The organism is Paraburkholderia aspalathi (assembly GCF_905220735.1).
Lineage (GTDB): Bacteria > Pseudomonadota > Gammaproteobacteria > Burkholderiales > Burkholderiaceae > Paraburkholderia > Paraburkholderia aspalathi.
The window spans coordinates 2,186,310-2,204,935 of the sequence record NZ_CAJNBA010000001.1; the positions used below are offsets into that span (position 1 = coordinate 2,186,310).

Consider the following 18,626-nt stretch of genomic DNA (forward strand, 5'->3'; position numbering starts at 1 on the left):
AGGCGGTGGGGACAGAGCGCACCGCTTCCACTTCCGTCCACGTACGGCACCCTGATCGGAATACCCACACGCCCGAGTGCAATTTTACGGAGTCGTCAGCGGGCGAATTAATACGATGTTAAGGTGTCTTCCATTCAGGTTTTCACCCGCTGTCTTTTCCGATCGCAATCATAAGCAGGCCAATACCGCCTGCTTTTTTATTCATGACTTGCCGTCTGCGATTTGATTAGTCCGGTGTGACTGCTCCAATCCCACCCGTTGTTTAGTTACTCGCAAACAATACTATGTTGATGGAAGATAATCTGCCGGCGAGCATTGCCTCGCCGGACGATGGGGCTTCGTCGTCCCTGCGTTCCTGGCTCGCCGTCGTGGCCGTTGCAATCGGTGCGTTCGCATTCGTGACCACGGAATTTTTACCTGTTGGCCTGCTGCCGCGTATCGCGGCGGATCTGGGTGTGCTGCCTGGCACTGCAGGATTGATGGTCACGGTGCCGGGCGTGATTGCCGCCATCTCGGCGCCCGGATTGATGCTGGTGGCCGGACGGATGGATCGCCGGCGCGTGTTTCTGTTGCTCACGGCCTTGCTGCTCGCGTCGAATCTGATTTCGGCCTTTGCGCCCGATTTCCTGGTCATGCTGGTCGGACGCGCGTTGCTCGGCGCGGCGCTGGGCGGCTTCTGGACCCTGGCGACTGCGGCATCGGGGCGCCTCGTGCAGCCGAAGGATTCGGCCAAAGCGATGGCGACGATCCTGACCGGCGTGACCTGCGCGACAGTGATCGGTGTGCCGCTCGGCACGTTCATCGCCAGCTTCGCTTCCTGGCGTGCTTCGTTTATGGCAACCGGCGTGCTTGTCGCGATCGCGCTCGTGGCGCAGTTCGTTTTCGTGCCGTCCTTGCCGTCGAGCACCGCATTGCAGCTGCGCGATCTGGTTGCGCTGCTGCGCCGCCCGCATCCGCGTAGAAGCATGCTGATGGTGGCGCTCGTCTTCGGCGCGCATTTCTCCTCGTACACGTACATCACGCCGTTCCTGCTGCACAACGCGAGTTTTTCGATGTCGACGATTACGTGGCTGCTGCTCGGCTTCGGCATTATTGGCTTCTTCTCGAACTTCGCCGTATCGTCGACGGTGACGCACAATCTGAAAGTGTCTCTGGGCGCGATGGTTTCTCTGCTCATGTTCGCGCTGCTGGCAATGCCTTTGCTGGAACAATCGCCGATCGGCGTCGCCGCGCTCGTGCTCGCGTGGGGTGTTTCGTTCGGCGCATTGCCGCTTTGTTTGAGCATCTGGATTCAGCGCGCCACGCCGGATTCGCCCGAAGCAGGCTCGGCGCTGTTTGTCAGCATCATTCAGGTTGCCATCGCGCTGGGATCGCTCATTGGCGGTGTGGTGGTCGACCATGTCGGCGTTTCCGCGGACTTTCTCTTTGGCAGCGGCTTGGCATTGCTGGGGCTCGCCGCGCTCGCGAGTTTCGGGCGAAGCAAGCAGGAAGTGCCCGCGAAAGCGATGGCCTGTCCGGCGTGTACTGACTAGCCGGTAAGCGTCGAGCGCCACGCCCACACCGATCCGCTTTTGTTATCGCCCCCTCCAATACACGGATTGTTAGCGCATCGCACCGCTCGTATATTTGCTGGACGAAAGCAGACAGCAGAAATACAACAACTGAACGGCAAGCCTCCCGGGCCTGCTACAGGAGCACAGCGATGAATCGAATCGATCTGGAGGGGCGGGTTGTCGCCATTACCGGCGGCGCGCGCGGCATTGGCTACGCAGTGGCTCAACGGGCGTTGAACTCGGGCGCGTCGGTCGCGCTATGGGACATCGACGCCGAACGCCTCGCGCGCAGCGAGCGCGAACTCAGCGAACTGGGCAAAGTCACCGCCGTCACGGTCGAACTCACCCAGGAAGCGTCAGTGATTCAGGCAGTGGCGCAAACGGTCGCCGCCCATGGCGCGATCGACGTGCTGATCAACTGCGCCGGCATCACCGGCGGCAACGGCACGACATGGGAGCTGGACCCCGAGGTCTGGCGCCGCGTGATCGACGTGAATCTGATCGGCCCGTATCTCACCTGCCGCGCGGTCGTGCCGCAGATGCTCAAGCAGGGCTACGGCCGGATCGTTAATATAGCGTCCGTTGCCGGCAAAGAGGGCAACCCGAACGCCTCGCACTACAGCGCCTCCAAAGCCGGGCTCATCGGCCTGACCAAATCCCTCGGTAAAGAACTCGCGACGAAGAACATCCTCGTCAACGCGGTCACGCCCGCAGCGGCGAAAACGGAGATTTTCGACTCGATGTCGCAGCAGCACATCGACTACATGCTCTCGAAGATTCCAATGAATCGCTTCCTGTTGCCGGAAGAAGCGGCGTCGCTGATTCTCTGGCTCTCTTCCGAAGACTGCGCGTTCAGCACCGGCTCGGTATTCGACCTGTCGGGCGGCCGCGCCACTTATTGAGTCGTCACAGCGTCACCAAGCCGTAGTAGTAGCAGTGGCAGTGCAAAAGGTAGAAAAAACGCAGAGCGCGACCCGCATGCTCTGCGAAGGAGACGACATGAATCCGCATTCGCCCGCTTCACTGGAGGCGATCAACAGCAAGGTCATGCGCCGGCTGTTGCCGTTTCTGTTGCTGATGTACGTGCTGGCGTTTCTTGATCGAGCCAATATCGGCTTCGCACAGAAAGCGTTGCAGCACGACACGGGTTTGTCCAATGCGGCTTTTGCCTTCGGCGCGGGCGTGTTCTTCGTCGGTTATGCATTGTTCGAAGTACCGAGCAATCTTCTGCTGCATAAGGTCGGCGCGCGCGCGTGGATGTGCCGGATCATGGTGACCTGGGGGCTCGTCTCGGCGGCAATGTGTCTTGCGCATACGCCGACCGCTTTCTACTCGCTGCGTTTTCTGCTCGGCGTCGCCGAAGCGGGTTTCTTCCCCGGCGTGATCTATTACCTGACGCATTGGTTTCCGCAAGCGGCGCGAGCTCGCGCGGTGGGCGTGTTTTATTTCGGCGCGCCGCTGGCGTTCATCTTCGGCAGTCCGTTGTCGGGTTCCTTGCTCGAACTGCATGGCGCGATGGGTTTGGCCGGCTGGCAGTGGCTGTTTCTGATCGAGGGGACGATGGCCTCGGTGGTCGGCGTATGGGCGTTCTGGTATCTCGACAACCGCCCCGAAGACGCCCGGTGGCTCGACGCGCAGGAGCGCACCACCTTGCGCCGCGCGCTCGACAACGATGCGCTCGCCGCATCGGCGCATGGGCCGCGTCATATTCTCGCGGCGCTGGTGGACCGCCGTGTGTTGCTGCTGTCAGCGATCTATCTGCTGATTCAGATGAGTGTCTACGGCGTGATCTTCTATTTGCCGCAGCAGGTGGCGGCTTTGCTCGGCACGACGGTCGGTTTGCGCGTGGGCCTCGTCGGTGCGTTGCCATGGCTGTGTGCGTTGGCCGTGACATGGTACGTGCCGCGTCGAGCGGATCGTACGGGTGGACACCGGCGCTGGGCAGTTGCGCTGCTGGTGCTCGCGGGTTTCGGCATCGGTGCCTCGGGGCTCGCGCATAACCCGTCGATCGGCCTGATCGCGCTGTGCTGTGCGGCTAGCGGTTTCATTGCGGCGCAACCGCTGTTCTGGACATTTCCGACGCGCTACCTCACGGGCGCCGCAGCGGCGGGTGGGATCGCGCTGATCAATTCGCTCGGCGGCCTCGGTGGATTTATTGCGCCGAGCCTGCGCACCGCGGCGGAACGCGTGTTTTCGTCGACCTCGGCGGGGCTGATCGTATTGGGCGCGTCGAGTCTGCTGGCTGCGCTCATGATCGGCACGCTGTTGCGTCGTGACGGAACCGAATCAAGCTGGTCTTTCCAACATTTACTGCACCGCGCCCGCTAGGCGCATTTTCTGGCTGCACGTTCGACGCACCCATAACGGAGCCCTTTTCATGGCCATGCCTACTATCCGGCACGTGCGTGCCTTCATCGTCCGCGGTGGCGGTGCGGACTATCACGATCAACCCGACGGACACTGGATCGACGATCACATTTCCACGCCGATGGCGCGTTATCCGGAGTATCGCCAGAGCCGCCAGTCGTTCGGCATCAATGTGCTCGGCACCTTGGTGGTCGAGATCGAAGCGAGCGATGGCACGGTCGGTTTTGCGGTGACGACGGGCGGTGAGATTGGCGCCTTCATCGTCGAAAAACATCTCGCACGTTTTCTGGAGGGCCAGCTTGTCACCGACATCGAGAAGATGTGGGATCAGATGTATTTCTCGACGCTGTACTACGGCCGCAAAGGCGTGGTGCTGAATACGATCTCGGGTGTCGATCTCGCGTTGTGGGATTTGCTTGCGAAGGTGCGCAAGGAACCGGTGTACCAACTATTGGGCGGCCCGGTGCGCGACGAACTTGTGTTCTACGCGACGGGCGCGCGTCCGGACCTCGCGAAGGAGATGGGTTTTATTGGCGGCAAATTGCCGTTGCAGCATGGTCCTGCTGAAGGCGAGGCGGGTCTCAAGAAGAATCTGGAGAAACTCGCCGAGATGCGTAGTCGCGTTGGCGATGACTTCTGGCTGATGTACGACTGCTGGATGAGCCTCGACGTACCGTATGCAACGCGGCTCGCGCAGGCGGCGCACGAGTACGGTCTGAAGTGGATCGAAGAGTGCCTGCCGCCGGACGACTACTGGGGTTACGCCGAACTGCGCCGCAACGTGCCGCGCGGCATGATGGTGTCGACCGGCGAGCATGAAGCGACGCGTTGGGGTTTTCGCATGCTGCTGGAGATGCAGTGCTGCGATCTGATTCAGCCGGATGTGGGCTGGTGCGGCGGCATCACCGAACTCATCAAGATCTCCGCGCTCGCCGATGCTCACAATGTGATGGTGGTGCCGCACGGTTCATCGGTGTATAGCTATCACTTCGTCGTCACGCGGCACAACTCACCGTTCGCCGAGTTTCTGATGATGGCGCCGAAGGCGGATGAAGTCGTGCCGATGTTCACGCCGCTGCTGCTCGATGAACCGGTCCCCGTGAATGGACGGATGAAAGTGCCTGACACACCGGGCTTTGGTGTGCGGCTCAATCCGGAGTGCGCGCTGGTGCGGCCTTATCCGCGTTGAATGCTTATTGAAGGTGGGTTGGACCAGATTTCAACCCGCAAGACATCTTATCGATCCAGCCAACAGGAGAATGACGTGTTGCTTAAGGACAAGGTTGTGATCGTTACCGGCGGCTCGCGTGGCATCGGCCGCGCGATAGCAGTTGCGTGCGCAACCGAAGGGGCGGATGTAGCGATCAACTACTGGGGCGATAACGACGCATCGTATGGGCGCCGTTCGGCCGTCGCGGAAGTGGTCGGAGAAATTGAAGCCTTGGGGCGGCGCGTGATCGCGATCGAAGGGAACGTTGCCTTACGCGAAACCGGTCAGGAACTTGTTCGCCGCACCGTTGAAGCCTTCGACAAAGTCGATGTGCTCGCGAGCAATGCCGGCATCTGCCCGTTTCACGCCTTTCTCGACATGCCGCCCGAGATATTGGAGTCGACGGTGGCAGTCAATCTGAACGGGGCGTTCTACGTCACGCAAGCCGCCGCGCAGCAGATGAAAGCGCAGGGCACGGGCGGCGCGATCGTGGCGACGAGCTCGATCAGCGCTCTGGTGGGCGGCGGCATGCAAACCCACTACACGCCGACCAAGGCCGGTGTGCATTCGCTGATGCAGTCATGCGCGGTGGCTTTGGGGCCGTACGGTATTCGCTGCAATTCGGTGATGCCCGGCACGATCGCGACCGACCTGAACGCGGAAGATCTCGCCGACGAAGCCAAAAAAGCCTACTTCGAAAAGCGTATCCCACTGGGCCGGCTGGGCTGCCCGGAGGACGTCGCCGATTGCGTGGTATTCCTTGCCTCCGACCGTGCCCGTTATGTAACAGGCGCCGCGCTGCTGGTGGACGGCGGCCTGTTTGTCAACTTGCAGTAACGGGCGATGTCGACGTCAATGAACCGGTGCGGATACGATCACAGGCTCAATCGCCGTCGCGCTGGAATCATCGCGTGCGAGCTTGCGCGAGAAACCGCGCAGCAAATCGATAAAGCGCAGCGCCGGTTCGGCGAGGGCTTCTTCCTTGCGCGTGAGAATGCCGAAGCCGGAGAGGCTCTTGCCGATCTCGAGCGGCAGCGCGACCAGCAGTTTGCCGCGCACGTGATCACGCACCACGGATTCAGGCAGCATGGCCACGGCGTCGTAGTTCTCGAGCAATTGCAGCGTGGCGAAGATCGACGCGCACTCTGTCAGGTTGACGGGTGTCGCCAGACCCGCACGCGCGAGTTCCTCTTCGAACAGCACGCGCGCCGGACTGGTAACAGGTTGCGCGACCCACGGCCAGTCGATCAGCTCCCGCAACGTGATGCGCGAGCGCTGCGCCAGCGGATGCACCGAACGCACCACCAGCAGCAAAGTCTCGCGTGCGAGCGGCTCGAAACTAAAGTCGTTGTGTTGCAGCGGGCTGGTCAATCGTCCAAGCGCCAGATCGACTTCGCGGCGATGCAGCAATTGCACGACCTGGTCGCTGGTTTCGCCAAGAATGCGCACGTTCAGCAGAGGGCTCTCGGTTTTCAGGGCGGCGACCGCCATGGCCAGCAGATCGGGCGCAGCGCCCATGATCGCGCCGACGGTCAACTGTCCATGTCCGCCACGGCGTTTGACGTCGAGGTCTTCGGCAAAACGGGTCAGCTCGGCGAGTGCGCGCCGCGCATACGCCAGCGTGACCACGCCGAGCGGCGTGGGCGTCATGCCGCGTGCGTTGCGCTCGAACAGCAGGAAGCCAAACGCTTCCTCGATGTCGCCGAGCATGCGGCTCGCGCTGGGTTGCGCGACGTTGATGGCTTCGGCGGCCTGGTGGAGATTGCGCGCGTCGTCGAGCGCGACGAGCAGCGCGAGGTGCTTGAACTTGAGCCGATTGACGAGTGCGATGGCAGCTGAATGTTGGCTCATGGTTCCGGGTGCGATTCGGTTTGTGGATCGCCCAATCCCAACAACGGATTGAGATGCTATCGACGCAGGAATTATAGTCGTACCAGACGCTTCTACGCTTCTCAGGGAAAGCGCCCGGATACGACGGGAGACAGGCCGCAATGGAAACAATCGCTTTCCGGATGGTGCTCAACCCCGGCATGCGCGAGGAATACGAACGACGTCATGCGCAAATCTGGCCTGAACTGGTTGATGCATTGCACAACGCCGGGGTGCGCGACTATCGGATCTTCTTCGACGCAGACTCGCATCACCTGTTCGCCATTCTGACGCGCAACACGAATCACACCATGAACGCGCTGCCGCAACTCGACGTGATGCGCAAATGGTGGGATTACATGGCCGACATCATGCAGACGGCCCCTGACCATACGCCGCTTCAGCAACCGCTGGAGCCGGTCTTTCGTCTGAATTCGCTTGGCTGACTGTGCTTGCCCAATGGGCGGAGGGTGTCGCATGCAGGTTGTCGATTCGCATATCCATCTGTGGGATCTGAAGACGCATCGCTATCCGTGGCTGGAAAACCCGGGTGTGTCGTTCGTGGGGGACGCGCGCGACCTGAAGCACGACTACCTGCTCGACGATCTGCTTCGAGAGGCGGGCGATATCGAGGTGCTGAAACTGGTGCACGTGGAAGCGAATCACGATCCTGCCGATCCGGTCGAAGAAACCCGCTGGTTGCAGTCCATTGCGGATCGTCCGGCGTCGCGCGGCATGCCGGATGCGATTGTCGCCGCCGTGGATCTGTCCGCGGCGAACGCACCGGAATTGCTCGAGGCGCACGCGTCGTTTGCCAACACGCGTGGCATCAGGCAGATCCTGAATGTGCACGAGAACAAGCTGTTCGATTATGTAGGCCGTCATTTCATGCGCGAGTCGAAGTGGCGCGAACATTTTGCCTTGCTGCACCGTTACGACATGTCATTCGATCTGCAACTGTATCCGTCGCAGATGGAGGAGGCGGCTGCATTGGCGCGCGCGCATGCCGATACGATTTTTATCGTCAACCATGCGGGCATGTTCGTGGATCGCGGCAGCGTCGCTGGATATCGCGCCTGGCGTGACGGTATGCGAATGCTCGCGGGTTGCAGGAACGTCGCGGTGAAGATCAGTGGACTCGCCATGTTCGATCATCAGTGGAGCGTTGAGAGCCTGCGGCCCTATGTGCTTGAGACGATCGATACGTTCGGCGCTGACCGCGCGATGTTCGCGTCGAACTTTCCGGTCGATCGGTTGTTCGGCTCTTACCAGAATTTATGGCACGCGTATGCGGCGATCGTCGACGGCGCGAGCGACGCTGAAAAAGAAGCGCTGTTTTGCCGTAACGCGGAGCGTTTTTATCGTATCTGACGTACCTGCCGCGTCTGACGCATTCCCGAAAGCAAAAAAGAAGGAGACACGTAGTGCAGCAATCCCCATCCGCTGTGCCCAGGCTCGAACTACGGCACGCGAGCAAATCATTCGGCCGGGTCCGCGCGTTGTCCGACGGCGATCTCGCGTTGTGGCCGGGCGAAGTGCATGCGTTGCTCGGCGAAAATGGCGCGGGCAAATCGACGGTCGTGAAGATTCTCGCGGGTGTGCATCAACCGGATACCGGTGAACTGCTGGTCGACGGCGTGGCGCGCCGCTTCGCGACGCCTGCCGAAGCGCGCGATGCGGGCCTCGCCGTGATCTATCAGGAGCCGACGCTGTTCTTCGATCTCTCGATCGCGGAGAACATTTTCATGGGACGGCAGCCGGTCGACCGGATCGGCCGCATTCAGTACGACGCCATGCGCCGCGAAGTGGATGGTTTGCTGGCCTCGCTCGGGGTCGATCTGCGTGCGGATCAACTGGTGCGAGGGCTCTCGATTGCCGATCAGCAGGTGATCGAAATTGCGAAGGCGTTGTCGTTGAACGCGAACGTGCTGATCATGGACGAGCCGACCGCCGCCTTGTCGCTGCCCGAAGTGGAGCGGCTCTTCGCGATCGTGCGCAAGCTGCGTGAGCGTGACGTAGCGATTCTGTTCATTACGCACCGGCTCGATGAAGTGTTCACGTTGACGCAACGCGTGACGATCATGCGCGACGGCGCGAAAGTATTTGACGGACTCACTGCCGATCTCACCACTGAATCCATCGTCGCGAAGATGGTGGGCCGTGATCTGGAAACCTTCTATCCCAAGGCCGACCGGCCACCGGGCGAAGTGCGATTGTCAGTGCGTGGACTCACGCGCGTCGGCGTATTCAAGGACATTTCCTTCGACGTGCGCGCAGGCGAGATCGTCGCGCTGGCGGGCCTCGTCGGCGCGGGGCGCAGTGAGGTGGCACGCGCAATCTTCGGCATCGATCCCCTCGATTCGGGTGAAATTTCGATTGGCGGTAAACGGCTCGCTGCAGGGAGTCCAGCCGCCGCGGTGCGTGCCGGTCTCGCGCTGGTCCCGGAGGACCGTCGTCAGCAAGGGCTGGCACTGGAGTTGAGCATTGCGCGCAATGCCTCGATGACGGTGCTCGGACGTCTCGTCAAACATGGGCTGATTTCCACGCGAAGCGAAACGCAACTGGCCAATCAGTGGGGCACGCGTTTGCGACTCAAGGCAGGTGACCCGAATGCGCCGGTCGGCACGCTGTCCGGTGGCAATCAGCAGAAGGTCGTGCTGGGCAAGTGGCTCGCCACGAATCCAAAGGTCCTGATCATCGACGAACCCACGCGTGGCATCGACGTCGGCGCGAAAGCCGAGGTGTATGGCGCGCTGGCGGAACTGGTGCGCGACGGCATGGCCGTACTGATGATTTCGAGCGAGCTGCCGGAAGTACTCGGCATGGCCGATCGCGTACTGGTCATGCACGAGGGACGTATCAGCGCAGACATAGCGCGCGCTGAAGCCGACGAGGAACGCATCATGGGCGCGGCGCTCGGCCAACCGATTCCACCCTTGGGGAACGCCGCATGATGCGCCATTCGACGACCCATCCTGCGCCGGTTCAGGCGTCAGCCCCCAAGCGCACCGGCAGCGCGCCGGGCGGTTTCATCGCGGGCATTGCGAAGAGCCGCGAAACGACGCTCTTCGTCGTGCTGATTCTGTTGATCGTGGGCACGGGGCTCGCGAAACCGCAGTTTCTGAATCTGCAGAATCTGCGCGATGTGTTGCTCAATGTGTCGATCATCAGCTTGCTGACGGCCGGCATGACCGTGGTCATCCTGATGCGGCATATCGATCTGTCGGTGGGGTCGACGGTCGGTATCAGCGCGTATGCGGTCGGCAGCCTGTACGTCGCGTTTCCGCATATGCCGGTGATCGTCGCGTTGCTGGCCGGACTTGCGATCGGATTGGTGGCGGGCAGTATCAACGCATTGCTCGTTGCCGTGGGGCGCGTGCCGTCGCTAGTGGCGACGCTCTCCACGCTCTACATCTTTCGCGGCGCGGATTATGCATGGGTGCACGGCGGCCAGATCAACGCGACCAGTTTGCCTGACGCGTTTTCCCGCCTTGCTACCGGCACTTTCTTCGGCATACCGACGCTCGCGCTGATCGCAATCGTTGTGCTGGCGGGGCTGGCTGTCTATCTGAAGCAGTTTCGCGGGGGACGCGAACACTACGCCATCGGCTCGAATCCGGAGGCGGCGCGGCTTGCCGGCGTGAACGTCGAACGTCGTGTCATGGCGGGTTTTCTGCTGTCCGGCGCGATTGCCGGTTTCGCGGGCGCATTGTGGCTTGCGCGCTTCGGCACCGTCGATGCAAGCACCGCGAAGGGAATCGAATTGCAGGTCGTTGCCGCCGCCGTGGTGGGCAGCGTGGCGATCACCGGTGGTGTGGGTACCATTCTTGGCGCCACGCTTGGCGCGCTCGTGCTGGGTGTGATCAGCATCGCGCTCGTTGTGCTGCACGTCTCGCCATTCTGGGAGCAGGCGATTCAGGGCGCACTGATCGTCGCCGCCATTACCGCCGACACCTTGCTGGCCCGCTCTGTCGCCAAACGCATGATGAGGAAACGCGATCATGGCTAAACCCGATTCCGCGCTGCTCACGCGCAAACGCGAAACGCCCTTGCAATGGGAAGTGTTGCTGGTCATCGTACTGGCCCTGTCGCTCGTGCTCGGGCGCTTGTTGTCGCCGGTCTTTCTCACGGGTGCGAATGTCAGCAATATCCTCGCCGATCTGACCGAGATCGCATTGATGGCGCTGCCGATGACACTAATTATCGTCGCCGCGGAAATCGATCTTTCGGTGGCGTCAGTGCTGGGCGCGTCCAGCGCACTGATGGGCGTGCTGTGGCACATGGGCTTGCCGATGCCGGTCGTGATCGTGCTGGTATTGATTGCCGGCGCGCTGGCGGGTCTGCTGAACGGCCTCGTGATCGTCAAACTCAACCTGCCTTCGCTCGCGGTCACCATCGGCACGCTGGCGCTGTTTCGCGGTCTGGCTTATGTGTTGCTCGGCGATCAGGCGGTCGCGGATTTTCCCGCAGCTTATACGGCGTTCGGCATGGATACGGTCGGCTCGACTTTCATTCCGTTGCCCTTTGCGATCGTGATCGTCGGCGCGGTGCTGTTTACCGTGCTGCTGCAGTCCACGGCGTTCGGCCGCAGCCTCTACGCAATTGGTGCGAATCCGACCGCGGCGGCTTTCTCCGGTATCGAAGTCGCGAAGATCAGGCTGCGTCTATTCGTGCTGTCCGGCGCGATGAGCGCGCTGGCGGGCGTCGTCTACACGCTGCGCTTCACCAGCGCACGCGGCGATAACGGCGAAGGGTTCGAATTGTCCGTGATCGCGGCGGTGCTGTTCGGCGGCGTGAGTATTTTCGGCGGACGCGGCTCGATGTTCGGCGTCCTGCTCTCGCTGCTGATTATCGGCGTGCTGAAAAACGCGCTGACGCTCGACGACGTGTCGAGCGAAACGCTGACGATCGTCACCGGCGTGCTGCTGCTGGCCTCGGTGCTGATTCCCAATCTGGTTGCGCGCTGGCGTGCGGCGCGTGACCGGCGTTTCATCGCGAAGTCCGCTTCTTCTTTATAACGTTCTCTTATAACCGGCTCCACAAGAAATACCCAATACCAAATACCGACAACCCGGACAGCATGTCGTCCAACAACAAAGCAGGAGACACCTCATGTTCAATCCTCTACGTCACACCGGCAAGACTGCGCTTTGCATTGCGCTGGTCGCGATCAGTTGTGCCGCATCCGCGGCGGGCCTGAAAAGCGGTCTGAAGATTGCCTTCGTGCCGAAGCAGATCAACAACCCCTATGAAGTGATTGCCGATGACGGCGGCATGGCCGCGATCAAGGAATTCAACGGGGTAGGCAAGGTCGTGGGGCCGTCGGATGCGGGCGCATCGTCGCAGGTGCAATACATCAATACGCTGATCACGCAGCGGCAGGACGCAATTGTGATCGCGGCCAACGACGCGAACGCGGTCGTGCCGTATCTGAAGAAAGCGATGTCGCAAGGCATCAAGGTCGTGACCTTCGACTCGGACACAGCGCCTGAAGGCCGTCAGCTTTTCGTCAACCAGGCGAACGCGGAGGGAATCGGGCGGGGCCAGATCCAACTGGTCGCGAAACTGATGGGCGGCGAGGGCGAGTTTGCCGTGCTGTCGGCCACGCCTAACGCGACGAATCAGAATACCTGGATCAAGTGGATGCAGGAGGAGTTGAAAAAGCCCGAGTACTCGAAGATCAAGCTCGTGAAGATCGCGTACGGCAACGACGACGACCAGAAGTCGTTCGTCGAAACTCAAGGCTTGCTGCAGGCGTATCCGAATCTGAAGGCGATCGTTGCGCCGACCACGGTGGGCATTGCAGCGGCGGCGCGTTACATCTCGTCGTCGTCGAGCAAGGGCAAGGTACAGGTGACCGGCTTGGGCACGCCGAATCAGATGCGTGCATTCGTGAAGAACGGGACCGTCAAGGCGTTCCAGTTGTGGGATCCGAATCAACTCGGCTATCTGGCGGCCTATGCGGCAGCGGCGCTGTCGTCGGGGACGATTGCCGGCAAGGAAGGCGAATCGTTTGATGCCGGCAAGCTCGGCAAGCGTACGATCGGACCGCAAGGCGAAATCATTCTCGGACCACCGACCACGTTCGATTCAAGCAACATCGACAACTTCAATTTCTAGCCCGGGAGCCAGGGCCCCGCAATTCAGGTACGGGATATGCGTGCCTCCCGGCCAAACCGGAAGCCGCTGCGGATACGCGCGGGAGGCGTCGGCGTGAACTTTAAGACCTATACTATGAATCGGTAAATCGACCGTGGGCGTGGTGGCTCCGAACTGCTATCTTGAGTGATCGCCGTTCGGACCACGGATGATCATTGACGCAGCAGTTGGCGGTCGCGGTTTTCGGCGAGGACGGAGGCGAGCAGTCAGAACGGATGCCGTACACGCAGATAAATCCCTGCTTAGAGGTGCATGATGATCGGAATGACGTGGCTTGTTGTGGCTGACGGAGGCCGTGCGCGTGTTTTCCAGACGCCGGGGCTCACACTCGACTTGCATGAAAAAGAAAGTCTCATCAACACCGAATATACCGGCACGATGCTGACGGAAAAGGACCGCGAGAAATTCGCGAAGCGCGTTGCCGAGTATCTGGAGGCAGGGCGACTCCATCAACTCTACAATCGGCTAAGACTTGCCATCGAGCCGAAATTTCTCGGCATGGTCAAAGCGGATCTCAGCGAGGAAACCCGTCGACTGATATTCGAGCAAACCAGTGAGGATCTGTCGACGCTCAATGCCCGGGAAATCGAGGCGCACCTGCGGCGACACTGATCGGCCTTCACACACTTAACCCTGCGAGGCCACGGATCGTGGCCTCGCAGGGTTTCTGTGTCGGTGTGTTATCTACGCGCTGGTTTCCGAGCTACCCGATTCTTCTGCATCACGGAACCAGGTTTCCGCATGAGACCGCTCGGCAACCCAGGAGCGCGACGGCGGCGTATTGAACTCGCGATCGATGAACCGGCATCCCCATTCGACCCCGTCTCTTGCCGCCTCTTCTTCGGTTAGCCACTCGGGTTGAACGGTCATGGGACGAATATCGACGACTGTTCGGGTGCCGTGACTCACACTCACACTTGCGATCCAGGCGCCGAGCTTGTTGCGCTCAGGGCGCACGGCGATTTCGAATTCGCCGTAAGAAACAGTGCGTGCTGGCATCGTTCTCTCCTTTGCAGCGGTCATGATCGATATCCGCCCGCAACGCGGCGTGCGGGCTTCTCTTCCAGCGTCATCATGCCGTAACTCCAGCAGTCCGACACGCGGATTATTGAGGTTAAGTGACAAACCGGTAGACGTATTTCACCAATACCTAGCATCGGAGAAACCCATGTTCGCATCAACGTGAATTTGCTCATAGACTTCGAGTACAAAAGAATCGCGAGGCTCAAACTTTTCGGTTGACGGGAGGTTTCATGGCACAGAATGAACTTTCATATCGGCGGTTCCAGATCGCCGCAACGATCTCACCGCTGCAGGGTAACCGGGGGATTGTCACAGTCGATGTCACAACCTCCGATCAGGCGCGCATTGCCGATCTGGGAACGGCACGCTTTCTCCATGTGGAACGATGGGTTGAAAGAAATGAGCCCGCTTTCCTTCAGGTCGTTGTGGACGAATGCAAAGTCACTATCGACCACTATGCGGACAACGTCGACGATAGTTGATTCTCCGTATCTCGCATGAGGTGCTGCCATGCAGCAGGAATTCGATTTCTACATCAACCTGAAGAAGCCGACACTCGGTCTCTATGTGCGGGCGGGAGCGGGCCTCCCCGACCTCGTCGACACAAGTGACTGGCAACTCAATGGACACGTGTGGCAAAGCGAACTGACGCCAGACATCTTGAAGGGGCTCGAGACCAACGGCCATGCGTTTCAGGAGTTGGGTGCCTGATCGCGACATAGCACTTTGATCTCTACAAATTAGTACTATTCTTGCCTTAGGCTGGCTGAAAGCGCGCTGTCGAATAATATAGGGCGAGGGAGAGAACCATGTCGGAGCAGCAGGGTACGTTGAGTGACGAGTTCATCGCGCAGCAGCGCAAGCGCCTCCTCGCGTTACGTCAGGAACTGTTGGGTGGAGAGGAGCATACGATCGCGGACGAGCGAACGGCCGAGGAGGAGCACGGCGACGAAGCGCACGAGTTCGAGGACGAGGCGCAGGGCATGGCGCAGAACGAGGTCAACCAGGCGCTGCACGACGTGAACGATCAGCGCATCAGCGATATCGAGCGAGCGCTGCAGAAGATCGACGAGGGGACTTATGGTTTCTCCGATGAGAGTGGTGACCCGATACCGAAAGGCCGGCTCGAAGTCGCCCCGGAAGCGATCCTGACTGTTGAAGAGCAGAGCCGGCGCGAGACCGGAAAATAATGGTGTCCAACGCCGCTGTGATGTCAGAAAAGACCTGATGCGGTCCTGAATCCGGACCGCGAAATCCTGTTCCATGAGGTGCCGCTGGCAGATTGCGCCAATGCCTATCATCGGAAAAACCAATGTTCCATTATTCACAAGCCCCTCATAGAATCCAATGACGGATTCAGGGTTTCGTTATGCTAATCATGCTGATATCGCCGTTGTAACCAATCCGTATTGTTCAGACAGTGCTCGTCGAGCACGAACAGCTGCTCCGCGCCGATGCTTAAACGCGCTCAATGAGCTATCACTATCACGTGTCCCCGGTTATTGAGCCAGACAAACGGGCCATCAACCGTCACTCAGGTGACATGTTCACCAAGCCCGTCGAACGTTCGCAACCCATATGACCGTGCCCCATAACCTTTTACGTAGCCGGATGCCTTAACCGAAAAGGTGACTCCCGATGCCAGCTCTCTGCGAAATCTGTAATGCCCGTCCCGCTGTCGCCCGTGTAACCGTTGTGCAAAACGGCGAGCGGAAGTCCTTATCGATCTGCGACTACGACTATCGGCAATTGATGCGACATCAAAGCATGCAGAACCCATTCGATTCACTGCTGGGAGGCGGCGGCCTGTCGCGCTTCTTCGGTGGCATGGAGGGCGGGGACGAGGAAGATGATGCTGGCTATGCCGAAGTGCCGCGTGAATCGGTCGACGCCACCGATGCTTTCAGCGAGCAGACGCTCGAATTGTTACAGCGCGCCGCGGAAAAAGCACACGAGCTTGGCCGTAACGAACTCGACACCGAACACCTGCTGTACGTGCTTGCGGACACCGATGTGTGTGCGGCGTTGCTGAAGGAACTCAAGCTCTCGCCGCAGGACATCAAGGCTTACATCGATCAGCATGCGCAAAAAGGAAAGGGTGATCCTGACTCGCCGGTCGACAAGATGACCATATCGCCTCGTTTAAAAAAGGCGTTCCAGTATGCGTTCCAGGCGTCGCGCGATCTCGGGCATTCATACGTCGGCCCAGAACATCTGCTCATTGGGCTTGCTGCCGTGCCGGACAGTATCGCGGGCACACTGCTGAAGAAATATGGCGTGACGCCAGAGGCGTTGCGGCAGAAGGTCGTAAAAGTCGTGGGCAAAGGCGCGGAGGACGGTCGTGTCGACACGCCAACCGGCACGCCCAACCTTGACAAGTTCGGGCGCGACCTCACGGCCATGGCACGTCAGGGCAAGCTCGACCCGGTGCTCGGCCGCGCGCAGGAAATCGAAAGTACGATCGAAGTGCTCGCGCGGCGCAAGAAGAACAACCCCGTGCTGATCGGCGAGCCGGGTGTCGGCAAGACAGCGATCGTCGAAGGGCTGGCGCAACGCATCATCAACGGTGACGTGCCTGAAGTGCTGCGCGGCAAGCGGCTCGTCGAAGTCAACATCAACTCGATGGTAGCGGGCGCGAAGTATCGCGGCGAATTCGAGGAGCGCGCCAAGCAACTGATCGATGAGGTCACGGCGAAGCAGGACGAGCTGATTCTGTTCATCGACGAACTGCACACGATCGTGGGCGCGGGGCAAGGCGGGGGCGAGGGCGGCCTCGATATCGCGAACGTGCTCAAGCCTGCGCTTGCGCGCGGCGAACTCAGTCTGATCGGCGCAACGACACTCAACGAGTATCAGAAGTACATTGAAAAGGATGCCGCGCTCGAGCGGCGCTTCCAGCCGGTGTTGGTGCCGGAGCCGACGGTCGAGCAGACCATCGTCATCCTGCGTGGCCTGCGCGACAAGCTCGAGGCACACCACCAGGTGACGTTCGCTGACGATGCGTTCGTTGCGGCAGCCGAACTGTCGGATCGCTACATTACGTCGCGCTTTTTGCCGGACAAGGCCATCGACCTGATTGACCAAGCGGCGGCACGTGTGCGCATCGGCGCGACCTCGCGTCCCGCGGCCATCCAGGAACTCGAAGCCGAAATCGCGCAGACGAAGCGCGAGCAGGATTATGCCTCCTCGCGCAAACGCTTCGATGAAGCGAAGGCTTTCGAGGCAACTATCGGCGAAAAGCAGACGAAACTCGACGAGCAGATGGAAGCATGGCAGCGCAAGACCGGTTCGGAGACGCTCGAAGTGACCGTGCAGTCAATTGCCGAAGTGGTGTCGCGTCTTACCGGGATTCCGGTCACGGAACTCACGCAGGAAGAGCGCCAGAAGCTGCTGGATATGGAGAAGAAGCTGCGCGAACGCGTGGTCGGCCAGGACGACGCGGTGATTGCCGTGAGCGATGCCGTGCGCCTGTCAAGAGCCGGACTCGGCCAGACGAACCGGCCGATCGCGACGTTCCTGTTCCTCGGACCCACGGGCGTCGGCAAGACCGAACTCGCTAAGGCGCTGGCAGAAACGGTGTTCGGCGACGAGCAGGCGGTCGTTCGTATCGACATGTCGGAGTACATGGAGCGTCACTCGGTCGCGCGGTTGATCGGTGCCCCTCCGGGCTACGTCGGTTACGACGAGGGCGGCCAGCTGACCGAGCGCGTGCGGCGGCGCCCTTACAGCGTGATCCTGCTCGACGAAATCGAGAAGGCGCACCCCGACGTGTACAACGTGCTGCTGCAGGTGTTCGACGACGGGCGGCTGACCGACGGCAAGGGCCGCGTGGTGGACTTCAGCAACACGATCATCATTGCGACTAGCAACCTCGGCGCGTCGATCATCATGGACAACCTCGAAAAACCCGAGGGGGACCGCCAGACCGAGAAAGCAATCCGCGAGGAATTGATGGGGGTGCTCAAGGGGCACTTCCGGCCTGAGTTCCTGAACCGGATCGACGAGATCATCGTCTTCCACGGGCTCTCGCGCGACAACATCCGCTCGATCGTGCAGATCCAGCTCGAACGGGTTGTGCGCACTGCCGCTGCACAGGACATTACCCTCAAGATAGACGAATCGGTTGTTGATCACCTCGCCGATGCTGGTTACCGGCCGGAGTTCGGTGCACGCGAGTTGAAGCGCCAGATTCGCCAGGAACTGGAAACGCGGCTTGCGAAGGAGATGCTTGGCGACGTCCTGAAGTCGGGCGACACCGTCGATGTCAGTTACGACAAGGATAGCGGCAAAGTGAAGTTCAGCAAGAGCGAGGCGCCATCCACGCCCAAGGCAACGGGCGCGAAGGGTAGCAACGGACGTGCGAAGAAGAAACCGTCCAAAGAGGCCAGCAGCCCCGAGGAAACGGAAAGCGCTCACTCGAAGCAATGAGGTGCATAACCAGCTGG

Annotated in this window: 18 protein-coding genes; 16 read left to right on the plus strand and 2 right to left on the minus strand. The window is 60.5% G+C overall.

Annotated elements, in window-relative coordinates:
- The first annotated feature begins 284 nt into the window (after nucleotides 1-284).
- From KHO30_RS09685 to lra1, 5 genes are all read left to right on the plus strand, one after another.
- Nucleotides 285-1,532 (plus strand): MFS transporter, encoded by a 1,248-nt coding sequence (locus tag KHO30_RS09685; protein ID WP_211700710.1) that lies wholly within the window; start codon nucleotides 285-287, stop codon nucleotides 1,530-1,532.
- A 170-nt stretch (nucleotides 1,533-1,702) separates the two neighbouring features.
- A complete protein-coding gene (locus KHO30_RS09690; RefSeq protein ID WP_211700711.1) occupies nucleotides 1,703-2,455 on the plus strand; it encodes an SDR family NAD(P)-dependent oxidoreductase in 753 nt (250 codons plus the stop codon).
- Nucleotides 2,456-2,552: 97 nt separating this feature from the next.
- Nucleotides 2,553-3,881 carry an MFS transporter gene (locus KHO30_RS09695; protein WP_211700712.1) on the plus strand — a complete coding sequence of 443 codons (1,329 nt, stop codon included), beginning with the start codon at nucleotides 2,553-2,555 and terminating at the stop codon, nucleotides 3,879-3,881.
- A 49-nt stretch (nucleotides 3,882-3,930) separates the two neighbouring features.
- Nucleotides 3,931-5,109: an L-rhamnonate dehydratase gene (gene rhmD / locus KHO30_RS09700; protein WP_054035971.1), complete on the plus strand. Its 1,179-nt coding sequence runs from the start codon at nucleotides 3,931-3,933 to the stop codon at nucleotides 5,107-5,109.
- Nucleotides 5,110-5,184: 75 nt separating this feature from the next.
- Complete coding sequence (gene lra1 / locus KHO30_RS09705; protein WP_211700713.1) at nucleotides 5,185-5,967, plus strand: L-rhamnose 1-dehydrogenase Lra1; 783 nt, start codon at nucleotides 5,185-5,187, stop codon at nucleotides 5,965-5,967.
- Nucleotides 5,968-5,982: 15 nt separating this feature from the next.
- On the opposite strand, the gene KHO30_RS09710 is transcribed toward lra1, so the two are convergent.
- Nucleotides 5,983-6,981 (minus strand): LysR family transcriptional regulator, encoded by a 999-nt coding sequence (locus KHO30_RS09710; protein WP_211700714.1) that lies wholly within the window; start codon nucleotides 6,979-6,981, stop codon nucleotides 5,983-5,985.
- A gap of 140 nt (nucleotides 6,982-7,121) precedes the next feature.
- Here KHO30_RS09710 and rhaM point away from each other — a divergent pair, with 140 nt between their 5' ends.
- From rhaM to KHO30_RS09745, 7 genes are all read left to right on the plus strand, one after another.
- Entirely contained in the window at nucleotides 7,122-7,445 is a 324-nt protein-coding gene (gene rhaM / locus KHO30_RS09715; protein WP_211700715.1) for an L-rhamnose mutarotase, read from the plus strand.
- Between the two features lie 31 nt (nucleotides 7,446-7,476).
- Nucleotides 7,477-8,370 (plus strand): amidohydrolase family protein, encoded by an 894-nt coding sequence (locus KHO30_RS09720; protein WP_211700716.1) that lies wholly within the window; start codon nucleotides 7,477-7,479, stop codon nucleotides 8,368-8,370.
- A 53-nt stretch (nucleotides 8,371-8,423) separates the two neighbouring features.
- Nucleotides 8,424-9,953 carry a sugar ABC transporter ATP-binding protein gene (locus KHO30_RS09725; RefSeq protein ID WP_211700717.1) on the plus strand — a complete coding sequence of 510 codons (1,530 nt, stop codon included), beginning with the start codon at nucleotides 8,424-8,426 and terminating at the stop codon, nucleotides 9,951-9,953.
- Entirely contained in the window at nucleotides 9,950-11,008 is a 1,059-nt protein-coding gene (locus KHO30_RS09730; RefSeq protein WP_200561909.1) for an ABC transporter permease, read from the plus strand. The genes KHO30_RS09725 and KHO30_RS09730 overlap by 4 nt, the downstream gene beginning before the upstream one ends.
- Nucleotides 11,001-12,017 carry an ABC transporter permease gene (locus KHO30_RS09735; RefSeq protein ID WP_093636042.1) on the plus strand — a complete coding sequence of 339 codons (1,017 nt, stop codon included), beginning with the start codon at nucleotides 11,001-11,003 and terminating at the stop codon, nucleotides 12,015-12,017. Before KHO30_RS09730 ends, KHO30_RS09735 begins: the two co-directional genes overlap by 8 nt.
- A 94-nt stretch (nucleotides 12,018-12,111) precedes the next feature.
- A complete protein-coding gene (gene rhaS / locus KHO30_RS09740) occupies nucleotides 12,112-13,119 on the plus strand; it encodes a rhamnose ABC transporter substrate-binding protein (protein WP_054035983.1) in 1,008 nt (335 codons plus the stop codon).
- Between the two features lie 291 nt (nucleotides 13,120-13,410).
- Nucleotides 13,411-13,770 carry a host attachment protein gene (locus KHO30_RS09745; protein ID WP_244179394.1) on the plus strand — a complete coding sequence of 120 codons (360 nt, stop codon included), beginning with the start codon at nucleotides 13,411-13,413 and terminating at the stop codon, nucleotides 13,768-13,770.
- A gap of 72 nt (nucleotides 13,771-13,842) precedes the next feature.
- On the opposite strand, the gene KHO30_RS09750 is transcribed toward KHO30_RS09745, so the two are convergent.
- Nucleotides 13,843-14,181, minus strand: a complete 339-nt coding sequence (locus tag KHO30_RS09750) for a DUF6566 family protein (protein ID WP_234486890.1) — start codon at nucleotides 14,179-14,181, stop codon at nucleotides 13,843-13,845.
- Nucleotides 14,182-14,411: 230 nt separating this feature from the next.
- Between KHO30_RS09750 and KHO30_RS09755 the strand changes: the two genes are divergently transcribed.
- The 4 genes from KHO30_RS09755 to KHO30_RS09770 all read left to right on the plus strand — a co-directional run bounded on the left by KHO30_RS09755 (nucleotide 14,412) and on the right by KHO30_RS09770 (nucleotide 18,609).
- Nucleotides 14,412-14,663 (plus strand): hypothetical protein, encoded by a 252-nt coding sequence (locus tag KHO30_RS09755; protein WP_093636035.1) that lies wholly within the window; start codon nucleotides 14,412-14,414, stop codon nucleotides 14,661-14,663.
- 28 nt (nucleotides 14,664-14,691) lie between these two features.
- The gene (locus KHO30_RS09760) at nucleotides 14,692-14,892 is read left to right on the plus strand and encodes a hypothetical protein (protein ID WP_200620556.1); all 201 of its coding nucleotides are present in this window, start codon (nucleotides 14,692-14,694) and stop codon (nucleotides 14,890-14,892) included.
- 98 nt (nucleotides 14,893-14,990) lie between these two features.
- Entirely contained in the window at nucleotides 14,991-15,371 is a 381-nt protein-coding gene (locus tag KHO30_RS09765; RefSeq protein ID WP_211700718.1) for a TraR/DksA family transcriptional regulator, read from the plus strand.
- Between the two features lie 448 nt (nucleotides 15,372-15,819).
- Complete coding sequence (locus KHO30_RS09770; protein WP_093636028.1) at nucleotides 15,820-18,609, plus strand: ATP-dependent Clp protease ATP-binding subunit; 2,790 nt, start codon at nucleotides 15,820-15,822, stop codon at nucleotides 18,607-18,609.
- The last annotated feature ends 17 nt before the right edge of the window (nucleotides 18,610-18,626 follow it).